This window comes from Candidatus Profftia lariciata, assembly GCF_020541265.1.
In the GTDB taxonomy this organism is placed as follows: Bacteria; Pseudomonadota; Gammaproteobacteria; order Enterobacterales; family Enterobacteriaceae; genus Profftia; species Profftia lariciata.
Genome location: NZ_CP045925.1, coordinates 159,455 through 174,612, shown reverse-complemented (window position 1 = coordinate 174,612; position 15,158 = coordinate 159,455). Strand labels below are relative to the sequence as shown.

Sequence of the window (15,158 nt, the reverse complement as noted above, 5' to 3'; positions counted from 1 at the left end):
AAAAAATCTACTAGATTAATTCAATAATTTTCCATAAATCTTTGTATATTAAATAATACTTTATTAGTAATATATTTATTTAAAAAAAATATTATTTATTGCATTTTAACTAAAATTAGTCTTTATATCTCTTTAAATTATTTTGATTATTTTAGATATTGTATTATTTATTATACTCATTAGACAATAGATTATATTTTAACATATTACTATTAGTAATAGTACAGATATATTAATATATGTATCTTAACAATATGATAAAATTATGGTTTAAAAAATTTGTAATATACTGAATATTATTTAGTAAAAGATAGATCTATAGATACAAATAATTAATTTATTAAAATTAATATTATAATAATATTTTTAATATATTATTGATTAGAAATATTAATATATACAATATTATTATTTAAATAATTACAAAAATAAGGAAATACAAAATTAATTTTAAATGTATTTTGTCATAAATATTTTAATATACTTAGTATATTATTAATAATAGAAATATATACAAAAATATGAAATATTTGTATTATTATACGGTATTAATAAGGTTATATTATAAGATATAAAATAAATTATAGATTTAATAATCTAGTATTATTATAAGTATTACGAACATTATTAACAGATAATATGCTATTCATTTAATCAACAGTGAATTGTATTAAAAAAATTAATATTATAATTAATTTTACATGTTTAAGGTATTATTCATAAACATATAAACTATATAGAAATAATACATAATTTATGTTATATATGCAAAATAATACATAATTATTGTATCATGCAATACACCATTATATGACTAATAATATAAAATTTTTGTAAATTATTAAGTATAAATTTATTTAGTTAATTAAGTATATTTTATCTTATTGATAATATTATACATGTTATAATTATATTAAAAATTATTTTATTACACTATAATTTCTAATATTATTAAATAATTTTTTATATCATATATCATTAATCTAACTAAATATATAAAATATTTATTGTTTATTGTATATAAAATTTTTAAAAAAAATAAAATTATTTATAACATATGCTTTAACTTAAAAAGTTTATTTAATAAATAATTTATGCTTTATATAGGCATATAAGTAATAATTATGTTATAATTTTTGATCAATAGTATATTTTTCTACAGTTTCTTTAATAAGATGTTGTAATTCTCCAGTACGATACATTTCTGTTATTCTATCACAACCACCAATAAGCTCTTTTTCAACCCACAATTGCGGAAAAGTTGGCCAATGAGCATATGCAGGTAACTCAGCACGAATATCAGGGTTTTGTAAAATATCGATATAAGCAAAATTATCACTACAAGCAGACAATAACTTTACAGCTTTTGCTGAAAATCCACAAAGAGGTAATTTTGGTGAACCTTTCATGTACAAAATAATGGGATTTTTAACAAGTTGGTATTGAATTTTTTCAAAAGTAGTCATAATAATTTATTTTCCTAAGTGAATATTTATATTGAGAAAATTTATGTATAAAATATTCCTAATATACGATATCAGAATAATAATTTTTTAAAATACTGTAAATTATTAAATTTTTTAAAAAAATATTTTTATTTATGTATTTATTTTAATAAAAAATTTTTAATTGTATATATAAGAATTTTATTATGTACGATATATAATTGTTTCACAAGAGATACTATAACTTTAGTACATTAATATAGTCAACTATTATATCTATATTCTAAAAATATAATATATAACATATTAAAACAGATAAACAAATATGATTTTTGTTTCTTAAATATTTACTTACTACATATTCTTGGATACTTTTATTGTAAATAACATAATTAAATTAATTAACTTTTAGAAAAATAAAATTATTATATAATAAATATATTTAAAAATACAATATATCATAATTATTCAAACAATAGTTATTATTTTAATTAAAGTTTATAAGATTATATTATGATATTTGTAAAAATTATTATAAATTTATCTAACTATTATTCATGAGTAATACTTTAGTATCTTAGATACGCTAAACTAATGCTTCATAATAAAGATATAATATTATTAATAATAATGGTAGTTGTTATGATGTCATAACTAAATTAATTATCTTAATGTATACAGTAAAAATATATTTTTAAAAAATTAATTGTTAATTTTTATAGAAAATAGCTATAAAATATAATTTATATGTCTATTATTATAAATAAAGATCTAAAAAATAATTTTTAAGACGAAATATAAGTTTTTAACTTATAATATATTAACAAATAAAAAATTCTTTTTATTGATATGTTATATTTTACAATCATTCTATTAAAAAACATTACGATATGAGATTATACGATTATCATTAAATGTTATTAATTTGTTTTATAATAAAATATAGTTTATAAAACATCATTTGTATTACAAGTACAATTAATAATAATTATTATAATATAATAAACAATAATACAATTATATTATAAATAACAGTTTTTTATTACATAAAAAATTAATTAAATATTATATATATAACTATTAAAATATATACATAATAATATTATGTTTAACTTGCAATACAGTTTATTAATTCACAGGAAAACTATGACTAATAAAATATTACTTATAATCAAGAAATGATTAATAAAACATTTATAGTCATGTAATAAATTTTTATATTAGATAAAATATTATTTATAATAAATATTATTACTATATTATTAAAATAAGTATTATTTATTGTATATACCTTAATAAATAATTTGATATTTATCAATACACTTAATGAATATTATCATCATAATATAATCATAAAAATACTAGAAATATCATTACGTATAAATTTAATTAATACTAAAAATAAAGAAAACAATTAATATAATTTAATTGATATATAAAATATATAATATGTATTAATTTTTTTGGAATAAAAATAAAATTAAAATTTATAAATAAAAAATATAAGTTATTTATCATACCTACAATATATAATATTTTATATGCATAATATATACTATATATTAATTTTTTTTATCAAAATTTAATATTATTAATAACTCATGCAGATAATATCTATATTAATATATAATTGAGTAGATATTTTTTATTTAGTAAATGCGATAATAAAATTAATAACAAAGTATATGATACCTGATAATATAGTTAATTTTATTAAAATTAACTATATTACAATTAATATAGAAGTAAATTAATAATTAATTTGATATATGAATCATACTATAGAAGTATAGATATACAAAAATACTTTACTCTATTATATATTTTTTATATTATGCAATATAATATCATTCATTATATTCAATATATTAAAGAAAAATTTAGCAGGAAATTTTAAAAATTTTATTAATCTAATATGAATAATTTTTAAGAACATAACACTAGATTATCTATATTAATAAATAAAAGATAAATTTAACTTAATAATGATCAAAAAAATCAATATTTATTAGAAAATGTTTTTTGATCTTTTTTGTAAAAAGATATTTTTTTATTATATAAGAAATAAAAAAACAATAAATAGTACATATTTATAAGTAATGTTATATAATTACTAATTTTAGTTTATGGAATCATTAATTGTATTATTTTTAATTATTTATATAACATAATCATCATAAAATATTTAAGATAATTTACTATACTATATATTTTGTTGATATCTTAGTTACTTTATAAATAAAATAGATAATTATTATATAATTAATTATAAATAGTTATTTTATCGAGCTATATATATTTATTTAAATAGTTGCACAATAAAATACATAGTAATAAATATGTTGCTATATGTAATGTGCTTACAAATCAAATAAACATTTTAATGATTAATTTAATAATTTAAGAGATTGTATATAATTTGTTTATTATATCTTAAATAAAAATTTAGTAAAAAAGCATTAAATCATACTTATTAAAAAATATTATTTATTTATGCACTTAACGTTGATATTCGGTAGTAAATATAATTTATTTTTTTGCAAAAAAATTTTAGCTATAAAAATCAACTTTAAAGTAAAATAGTAATATGATTAATATTAATAATTTTTATATCATTTTTAAAACAATTATTATTATCTATATTTTTTAAAAAAATCATAATAATAATGTGTTTAATCAAATTAAATTTGAGCTAAATTTTGTGTATATATTAACAATAAAATAATATTATTTACCATTATAGATATAATTAGTTAAATGTATTTTAATATCATAAAAAATAAATTACTGAAATATAATAACGAGAATTTTATGTTTTATCCAATAAATGAAATTTTACAGACTATACAAGGGGAAGGTTTATACACTGGTGTCCCCGCTATTTTTATTCGTCTACAAGGATGTCCGGTAGAATGTGGATGGTGTGATACTAAGCATACATGGAAACAAATCCCTATACGTAGAGTAAATATTAATGAAGTTCTACTGAAAACCACAGAAACTGATACATGGGGCAACGCAACTTCTGAAGAGCTTTTAACAATTATTCATGAACATAAATATACTGCACGTCATGTAGTTATTACTGGTGGAGAACCTTGCATGCATGATTTACGACCTCTTACAGCATTGCTCAATAAACAAGATTTATCATGCCAAATCGAAACTAGTGGTACTCATGAGATTCTTTGTTCAGATGCAACTTGGGTTACACTTTCACCTAAAATAAACATGAAAAGTAAAATGAAAGTTCTTCAGTCTTCACTTATTCGTTCAGATGAAATCAAACATCCAGTAGCACGTAAAAGTGATATTAAAAAATTAGATGACTTACTAGTTATTCTTAATGATAATAAAAAACGTATTATTGCTCTACAGCCTATTAGTCAAAAAGATAGTGCCTCTAAATTATGCATTAAAACTTGCATCACACGTAATTGGCGTTTATCTATACAGACTCATAAATATTTAAATATTTTATAAAATTTAATCTTTTAGTAAATCTTTATAAAGATATTGATAATATATTACGTAAAATAATATATATTTTCTTATAACTAGTTAAATAAATATCTATAATAAGTATTCTTAATAAGAAAATTATTAGGATGTATTATTTATTAAAATTTAATACATTATATCATGTACATGTTACATTTTTAATAAAAAATAATTTACAAAATTAATTATTATATATTACTTAATAAAATTTTTAATTTTAATATATAATTCTAAATAGTTATTAATAATAAAAATTTTTTATCTTTTACCTGATAAAATAAATATTATATTAGTAAATTATTATAATAATAATTTAATTAATATATTTTATCTATAATATAGTATAATTATTCTTTTAAAGATATATCATGATTTATTTTAGATTAAGATTAAATTAAAATTAAATAGATAAAATAAATTATTTATATATTATATAATAAATATATGCATATGTTAAATATAATAGAGTTTAAATCTATATAAATATTTTTTATATAATCATTTACATTACTGTATTTTTAATAAAATAATCTACAAAGTACTAAAATAATATATATAAAATTATATTATAATTTAAAATGAATATAATATTTTTAATAATTGATATTTTGCTACTATAAATTATTACTAAATAATATAAAATATTTAATATGTTAATATCTTTATTATTACAAGGTTAATCTCTTTATATTATATTAACTAATGCAAATATATAGTTTAAATTCTACTAGAACTATTCTATTAATTAAAAATTTAATATAACTTATTATTGATAATAAATAATTTATGAAATACAATCAATAAAATAATTTATTATTAATAATATATTATATTATTTTATTAAAACAATTATTTTTTTAAATACTTAATATATTAGCTAATCATTACAAGATGATTACTTTTATATTTAATTATTTTGTATAGCATTTATTAGTTAATAATTCTCACGAAAGATTAATTACTAATGAATGGTCATTGACGAGAATAATATTATTTTTTATATCATCTATAATGATTTAATAAAAATTTTTTATATGAACTGATTATATAAAAATATTTCAGAACTATACGTTTTATTTCATTTTACTAATCTATATAATAGTTGCATCTTTCTTATTCTTGAATATTATTGTTCTATTAAGTTATTTCAATTTATGATCTTGATGGATGTAAAGAGATTAGAATATTAAATAATATTTTTATATATCATTATGTTATATTAAAAAATATTTTATGATTATAATCTTATCACAAGATTTTAGTATCATGAACAAAAATAAATATAATAATAATTATTTATTATATATAATACAGTCTTTTCTTAAAAAAATTATTTTAATAATTTGTAAACAATGATTTAAATAAGTATATCTTAATAGAAGATACATAAATATTTTTATTTTATAATTATTACATAGTTGTTGTAACAAGAATAATTACGTATATTAATATCTTTTATATTTTAATTTAAAAAATTTAAGTAAATAAATATTTTTTTGCATATATTAAGGATTTTACATAAGAAATATTATATCTTTAAATGTAGTATTAATATAATAAAAAAGAACAAATAATAAAATATTATTATTTAATTAATTATTTAATTTATATTACTATTGTTAATAATTAACTTACTTAAATAAAGTAAATTATAAATTTTATTTTATAAAATTATTCATATATTTGTTTTTATAATTTATGTTATTATATTAAATTGCGTCTATTTTAATAAATAACACTGGATATAATTGTATTAGGACTGTATATTGCGAAGGCAATATTAAATTTTTTGATTGACCACTCTGGTGAGATATTGCCTATGATACGTATGCTTAAAGAAGCCCTAACATTTGATGAGGTGCTCTTAGTTCCAGCATACTCTAATGTTTTACCAAGCACTGCTAATCTTAGCACTCAATTAACTGCATCTATTAGCATGAATATTCCAATATTATCTGCAGCAATGGACACTGTTACTGAATCCCGTTTAGCAATTGCAATCGCCCAAGAGGGTGGAATTGGTTTTATCCATAAAAACATGTCTATTGAACGTCAAGTTGATGAAGTACGTCGTGTTAAAAAATATGAAAGCGGAGTAGTGAAAGATCCACAAACTGTTACTCCAATAACTACTTTACGTGAAGTAAAAAAACTTACTGAACGTAATGGTTTTGCTGGATATCCTGTAGTTACTGAAAAACTAGAACTAGTTGGCATTATTACTGGACGTGATGTACGATTTGTAACTAATCTAGAACAACCAGTTACTGCTGTTATGACTCCTAAGGATAGTTTAGTAACAGTGAAAGCAGGTCAGCCTCGTACAGTAGTTTTGCAACGTATGCATGAAAAAAGAGTAGAAAAAGTACTAGTCGTAGATGATCAATTTCACTTATGTGGTATGATTACTGTGAAAGATTTTCAAAAAGCTGAGCGTAAACCTAATGCATGTAAAGATGAATATGGTCGTTTACGTGTTGGTGCTGGTGCTGGTAACGAAGAGCGTATTGCAGCGCTAGTAGAAGCTGATGTTGATGTTTTATTAATTGATTCTTCTCACGGTCATGCCGAAGGAATTTTAAAGCGTATTCGTGAAACTAGAGCTAAATTTCCTTACCTACAAATTATTGGTGGTAACGTTGCTACTGCAGCTGGTGCAAAGGCTTTAGTAGAAGCAGGTGTGAATTCAGTAAAAGTTGGTATTGGTCCTGGTTCTATATGTACCACTCGCATTGTTACTGGTGTTGGAGTACCACAACTTACTGCTATTTCTGATGCAGTTGAAGCGCTAGCAGGTACAGGTATTCCAGTTATAGCTGATGGTGGTATTCGTTTTTCTGGTGATATTGCTAAAGCTATAGCAGCTGGAGCAAGCTGTGTAATGGTAGGGAGCATGTTAGCAGGTACTGAAGAATCTCCTGGTGAAATAGAATTTTATCAAGGACGCTCATTTAAATCTTATCGTGGTATGGGATCACTTGGTGCAATGTCTAAAGGTTCTTGTGATCGTTACTTTCAAAATGATAATGCAGCAGATAAATTAGTTCCTGAAGGTATCGAAGGTCGTGTAGCATATAAAGGTCATCTGAAAACAATTATTCATCAACAAATGGGTGGATTACGTTCATGTATGGGTCTTACTGGTTGTCCTACAATTGATTTATTACGTACTAAAGCAGAATTTGTGCGTATCAGTAGTGCAGGTATCCAAGAAAGCCATGTTCACGATGTAATTATTACAAAAGAAGCACCTAATTATCCATCATCCTGAATACCTAATATACTGATTAATAGAATATTTATTTTAGATCAATTATTAATCATTGATTTATTTTTTATGACTTTATAAATAGGTCTTATATGACAAAAAATATTCATAAATCTCGTATTTTAGTCTTAGATTTTGGTTCTCAATATACTCAACTTATTGTACGTCGCGTACGTGAAATAGGTGTATATTGTGCATCATGGTCTTGGAATATTACCGAAGAACAAATAAAAATATTTAATCCAAGTGGTATTATTTTATCTGGTAGCCCAGAAAATAGTAGTAAGCACAACAGTCCACGTGCACCAGAATATGTCTTTACTGCTGGAATCCCTGTATTAGGCATATGTTACGGAATGCAAACTATGGCTATTCAGCTTGGTGGTTATGTAGAAAATTCTACTCAACGTGAATTTGGTTATGCACAATTACAAATTACTGCATATAGTAAAATATTTTATAATATTAAAAATTACTTCACACAAACAGGTACTACACCATTGCTAGATGTATGGATGAGTCACAATGATCAAGTTACTGTTATGCCGGATGGCTTTTTAGCTATTGCTAGCACAAAAAATTGTTGTTATGCTGTAATAGCAAATGAAGAAAAAAAATTCTATGGCGTTCAGTTCCATCCGGAAGTAACACATACTGATCAAGGTCAACGTATTATAGAAAATTTTATTTTAAATATCTGCGGCTGTAAAACATTATGGAGTCCTGCAGGTATTATCGAAGATACTATTATAAAGCTCCGTAGACAAATAGGTACAGATAATGTGATATTAGGATTATCTGGTGGTATTGACTCTTCTGTAACAGCTTTATTATTGCATCGTGCTATCGGTAAACGTTTAACTTGCATATTTATTGATAATGGTCTTTTACGGATTAATGAAAATGAGCAAGTAATAGAAATTTTTGAAAAAAAATTAGGACTAAATATTATCTATGTTCAAGCTGCAGAACATTTTATAACTGCATTAACTGGAATTACAGATCCTGAAGAAAAACGTAAAACAATAGGTTGTATGTTTATTAAAGTATTTGAAACAGAAGCTTGTAAAATTCCTAATGTAAAATGGCTAGCACAAGGTACTATATATCCAGATATTATTGAATCAACTGCATCAAAAAATAATACATCGCAGGTAATAAAATCACATCATAACGTAGGTGGATTACCAAAAAAAATGAAGTTAGGCCTAATAGAACCTTTAAAAGATCTGTTTAAAGATGAGGTCTTAAAACTTTATATGGTATTAGGGAAACCATACGAACTGCAATATCGCCATCCTTTTCCAGGACCAGGATTGGGCGTACGTATAATAGGAGAAGTTAAAAAAGAGTATTGCGATTTACTACGTCGTGCAGATGCTATATTTATTGAAGAATTATATAAAGCTAATTTATATCATAAAATTAGTCAAGCATTTACTGTATTTCTTCCAGTGCGTTCTGTTGGTGTAATGGGAGATACTCGTCAATATGATTGGGTAGTTTCTCTACGTGCAATAGAAACTATTGATTTTATGACTGCTCATTGGGCACACTTACCATACGATTTTCTTAGCTATGTATCTAATCGTATTATTAATGAAGTAAATGGTATTTCACGTGTAGTATACGATATTTCTAGCAAACCACCAGCAACAATAGAATGGGAATAAAATAATAATAATTACTAGTATTAGTAATAATATTTATATTAATTAATTTAATTATAAGTATTACTTGTAATATTCTGTATAAATTTTACTTAGAAAAATACTACTAAAAATTATAAAAAACATTTTTATTAAGATATTCAATGTTATCATATATTATTGTATTCACATAATATATAATATATTTTATTAGTTTATTCATTTATATATTGTATAGTATTAACCTCATAATCTGATGTATTCATAATATACATATTCTAAAATTGATCATATTGATTCATTATTATAATATAATTAAATAGATCAATAAAATATTTACAAAAATTTTTATTGCAATTTGTTGCATACATATAAAATTGTGTTGTTTTTTACTTTACATAGATATTTAATTAAAAATTAATAAAATGTTTATAAAAATATCTATAATATTAAACATTATTTTTAATAGTTATTAATTGATTATATATCTATTGTATCAATGTACTAAGTAATTTTTTAAAAAAATATCATTCTTAATCATATCATATCTATTATTCTAATAATATAAACTTTATAAAAAATTTATAATATAATAAAGAAAAATTGAATGATAGTTTGTAAGATTTTGCATAATTATATATAATTACTAATATTGATCATTATTATAATTTTATATTAACAGGCAATATTTGAGTATATGAAGAAAGATCAATCATTCACTACACCTTACTTAAAATTTAATAGACAACAATGGCATTCATTAAGCCGTTCATTACCTTTAGTTTTAACTAAAGAACAAATTATTCATCTCAAAAATATTGATGAAGAACTTTCGTTAGAAGAAGTAACTAAAATATATTTACCTCTTTCTTTTTTATTAAATTGTTATTTTAGTTCTCACTTAAAACGTCAAATTTTAATTCAAAAATTTTTAGGAATAAATAAATATCATATTCCATATATTATAGGAATAGCTGGTAGTGTATCCGTAGGAAAAAGTACAACTGCAAATATATTAAAAATATTATTAAGTCATAGTACCGTAGATCAAAAAGTAGAAGTACTTACTACTGATAGCTTTTTATATACAAATAAGGTATTGCAAAATCGTGGATTAATGAAAAAAAAAGGTTTTCCACAATCTTACGATACACATGGTATCGTAAGATTTATATCAGCAATTAAAGCAGGTAATTCACAAGTAATGGCCCCACAATATTCACAGTTAATTTACGATATAGTACCAGATAGTTATACAATTTTTGAAAAAACAGATATTTTGATTCTTGAGGGATTAAATATTTTGCAAGGTAGTATAGATCAGTTGCAAAATAAATGTCCTATTTTTGTCTCTGACTTTATTGATTTTTCAATATATGTAGATGCTCCTGAAGCACTATTACAAAAATGGTATATCAACCGATTTTTAAAATTAAGAAAAGAAGAATTTAATAATCCAGCATCTTATTTTCATTGTTATTCTCAAATACCAGAATCAAAAGCAATAAAAATAGCAATAAATATATGGAAAGAAATTAACGGATTAAATTTGAAAAAACATATTTTGCCAACTCGTGAACGAGCGAATCTTATTATAACTAAAGGTAAAAATCATATCATTGATGAAGTATATTTACGCAAATAATATTAATTCATTATATTAGTTAAATTATAACAACATAATTTTAATATTTAAATATATAAATCAATTAACTATACAATAGTGAAGTATAGTATTATAGTAGAAATATATAATATTTTTTGTTAAATAAATTTCATAGAAAAAGTAATATATTTTTAATATTTTGGTGTTACTTATTAATTTATTATAGAAATATTATGACTATATAATTTAAGATAGTTATCTATAATAGATTATTATGTTACATATAATATAAATAATTAGATAAATGATTTTGAAATAAAATTCATAATACTATTCTAGTATAATTAATTAAAGTGATAACTCAATATATAGAATAAAATAAGATTTTATCTGCTAAAAAATTGTTTGACATTGAATAAAATAATATCATAAAATTTATGCTTATAAAGTCTAATACATAGAAAATAAAAAAATTAAATTTTTACAAATTAAATCATTTATCATTCAAGCATATATTATTACAGTACTAAAATATTGTTTTACAAAAAAATATTATTAGATAATTAAGATTGTTATCTTGAATGCACTAAATTAAGACTTCAACATATTACTAAATATATTTTATACTAGTTTGATTAGATTTTTAAATATTTAGTTAAATTATACTGCTCTTAATGAAATTTTATCGTTAATAAGTGATAAAATTTTACCTTGTGTAGAAATTAATAATGCTCCATTAATATCAATACCATGTGCAACACCATAAATTTTATTTTTACCAATTAATAATGCAACTGGTTTATTCATAAAATAATCTACATTTTGCCAACGCTTTATAAAAAAATCTAATCCACTATTTTCAAAATTAATTAATGTATTATATAAACGTTGTAATACAAGAATTGCTAATTCATTACGATTAATATTAATGTTTATTGCTTGTAAACTAATCCAATTATCATTAAAAACATTAGTTACAGAATGCATAAATAAGTTAATACCTATACCTATAACAATATTAACCACCTTACCTTCTTTCCTTATTATCTCTACAAGAATACCTGCAAGTTTCTTATTATATAAATAAACATCATTTGGCCATTTTACCTTAATATCAGCTGTACTAAATTCACGTAATAACTCAGCGATAACAATACTAACAACTATACTAAGTCCTGTTGTAGTGTTGTAACCATTATTAAGACGCCAAAACATAGATAGATAAAGATTAGCGCCAAAAGGAGAAACCCAATAACGACCACGACGTCCACGACCTGCATATTGATATTCTGCTACACAAGAATCTCCAGAACGAAGATTATTGATTAGATTAAGTAAGTACTGATTTGTAGAGCTAACTAATGATAAAACTTTGACGCGCATATTTGGTAATTGCGTGTTTATTTGATTTTCATGTAATAATTGTATGGGTAGATTTATAATGTATCCTTTAGGGAACAGTCAAAACATTTACGCCCCAATTACGAATAGTATGCATATATTTTTGTATAGTAATTTTATCTATACGTAGTAGTTTACTAAGATGATTTTCATAATGAATATCACCGTCAGAGAGTATTTTAATTAAATTTAATAAAACATTCATTTCTTTCATGATAAAGCCTCAATCGCATCAATTTCACTTATTGAAGATATAAAACGAACTTCAGGTTCAAGCCATACACCAAATTTCTGCGCAACACTATTTCTTACAACTCTTGCTAATTTAATTACATCATGACTTGTAGCATTGTCTAAATTGATAAGTACTAAAGCTTGTTCATTATGTACTGCAGCACGACCTATCTGAAAACCTTTGAGTCCACAAGAGTCAATTAACCAACCTGCGGCTAATTTAATATTACCAGATACTTGTTGATATAAAGGTACTTTAGGATATCTAAATTTAATTTGTTCTGCAACTGCTGGTATAACAATAGGATTTTTAAAGAAACTACCCACATTTCCTGTGTTTTTAGGATTTGGTAACTTAAGTCTTCGCAGATGACAAACATAATTAAAGACTTGTTTAGGTGTTACATATTTATGAGAAAGTTTAGCTAAATCACCATAATGTAAGACTGGATGCCACTGTTTATTTAAATGCAATCCTACAGCAATTACTGCATATCCATTTTTATAACGATACATAAAAATACTTGTTCTATAACCGAATTGACATTCATGGGCCATCAAACGAAATGATTTTTTTGTATATAAATTTAGTACATCTACGTATTCACATACTTTTTGAAATTCAATTCCATAAGCACCAATATTTTGAATAGGTGCTGATCCCACACATCCGAAAATTAAAGCAAGATTCTCAAGTCCTGCAATTCCATGTGCTAATGAATATTTAACTAGATCATGCCAATTCTCACCAGCACCAACATGTAATTTCCAGCTATAGTTATCTTCAGTTACTGTAATACCCTTTATACGATTAATAATCACTGTTCCAATAAAATCTTCTAAGAATAATACATTACTACCTTCACCTAAAATAAGTACTGGTTCCTCTTGATAAAGAGCATATTGCCAAGCTTTTATTAATGAATCAGAAGAGGTTATAGTAATAATATTTTTTGCTTGAGTATTAATTTTAAATGTTGTTTTCTCAGTAAGAGATGTATGATTATTAGACATAGGGAAATAATTATCTCAGTTACAATGTAACATCTATTATTTTATAATAGTAATATTTATATTTAATTTTACAATTTAATTGTATGCACCATATAATTCATATCTACTGTTGAACTTAATTTAACATTATTAGTAAATGGGTTATAAATTATACCAGTCATATTACGTGTAGATAGATACGCTTCATCCATCCAATATATTAACTCAGCAGGACGAATAAATTTTTTTATATCATGAGTTCCCTTCGGCAACAAATTTAATATATATTCTCCACCAAAAATTATGAATATCCAAGATTTTTTGGTACGATTAATAGTTGAAAAAAAAACATGACCGTTAGGTTTTACTATTTTTGCACAGGATAAGACAATAGAGCGTGGATTTGGTACATGTTCTAACATTTCCATACAGGTTACTATATCAAAAAGATTTGCTTGTTCTTTTACATAATCCTCAATAGTTGTTTGTATATAATTAATTTTTATATTCATTGCTAAAGCATGTACACGAGCAACCTGTAACGATGCTGGACACATATCTAAACCAGTAACATCTGCACCTTCCTGTGCCATACTTTCTGCGAGAATACCACCACCTACACCAACATCAAGAATTTTTTTGTCAAAAACCCCATTAACATGTTGTTGAATGTAATGTAAACGCAAAGGATTAATACAGTGCAGTGGTTTACATACACCTTCTATATCCCACCAAGCTGAAGAAATACCTTCAAATTTAGCTATTTCTTGTTGATCAACATTTTTCTGAGACACAGTCTATTCCTATAACATATTATTAACTTAATAAATTATTAATTAAATAATTTTTAAAAAGATTTTCTGTATTGTATGCATTAAGTTAAAAAAAGTTATCTTTATTATTTTATATTTTCATCATATAAAATAATATAGAGTATTTTTTAGCACTATGTTTAGATGCAGATTTTAAAGTTATCTATACATTAGATATGTATTTATAAAAGATAGATTTATATTTTTATTAATTTATTACTAGACTAAAAACAATTATAATTTAGTAAG

Annotated in this window: 7 protein-coding genes and 1 pseudogene; 4 read left to right on the top strand and 4 right to left on the bottom strand. The window is 22.4% G+C overall.

Annotation, left to right across the window (positions count from 1 at the left end; genetic code table 11):
* Positions 1–1,127: 1,127 nt before the first annotated feature.
* A complete protein-coding gene (grxD, locus tag GII40_RS00385) occupies positions 1,128–1,466 on the bottom strand; it encodes a Grx4 family monothiol glutaredoxin (protein ID WP_276310603.1) in 339 nt (112 codons plus the stop codon).
* Between the two features lie 2,790 nt (positions 1,467–4,256).
* On the opposite strand from grxD, the gene queE reads away from it, so the two are divergent.
* The 4 genes from queE to coaA all read left to right on the top strand — a co-directional run bounded on the left by queE (position 4,257) and on the right by coaA (position 11,508).
* Positions 4,257–4,928 carry a 7-carboxy-7-deazaguanine synthase QueE gene (gene queE, locus GII40_RS00380; protein ID WP_226813434.1) on the top strand — a complete coding sequence of 224 codons (672 nt, stop codon included), beginning with the start codon at positions 4,257–4,259 and terminating at the stop codon, positions 4,926–4,928.
* A gap of 1,837 nt (positions 4,929–6,765) precedes the next feature.
* Positions 6,766–8,217 (top strand): IMP dehydrogenase, encoded by a 1,452-nt coding sequence (gene guaB, locus GII40_RS00375; RefSeq protein WP_226813611.1) that lies wholly within the window; start codon positions 6,766–6,768, stop codon positions 8,215–8,217.
* An 89-nt stretch (positions 8,218–8,306) separates the two neighbouring features.
* Positions 8,307–9,887, top strand: coding sequence for a glutamine-hydrolyzing GMP synthase (gene guaA, locus GII40_RS00370; protein ID WP_226813433.1), 1,581 nt, complete (start codon positions 8,307–8,309; stop codon positions 9,885–9,887).
* A gap of 673 nt (positions 9,888–10,560) precedes the next feature.
* A complete protein-coding gene (gene coaA / locus GII40_RS00365; protein ID WP_226813432.1) occupies positions 10,561–11,508 on the top strand; it encodes a type I pantothenate kinase in 948 nt (315 codons plus the stop codon).
* A 621-nt stretch (positions 11,509–12,129) separates the two neighbouring features.
* Here coaA and birA read toward each other — a convergent pair.
* From birA to ubiG, 3 genes and pseudogenes are all read right to left on the bottom strand, one after another.
* Positions 12,130–13,084, bottom strand: a pseudogene (gene birA / locus GII40_RS00360) (bifunctional biotin--[acetyl-CoA-carboxylase] ligase/biotin operon repressor BirA).
* Complete coding sequence (gene murB, locus GII40_RS00355; protein WP_226813431.1) at positions 13,081–14,118, bottom strand: UDP-N-acetylmuramate dehydrogenase; 1,038 nt, start codon at positions 14,116–14,118, stop codon at positions 13,081–13,083. The pseudogene birA and the gene murB overlap by 4 nt, the downstream one beginning before the upstream one ends.
* A gap of 68 nt (positions 14,119–14,186) precedes the next feature.
* Positions 14,187–14,891, bottom strand: a complete 705-nt coding sequence (gene ubiG, locus GII40_RS00350) for a bifunctional 2-polyprenyl-6-hydroxyphenol methylase/3-demethylubiquinol 3-O-methyltransferase UbiG (RefSeq protein ID WP_226813430.1) — start codon at positions 14,889–14,891, stop codon at positions 14,187–14,189.
* Positions 14,892–15,158: the final 267 nt, after the last annotated feature.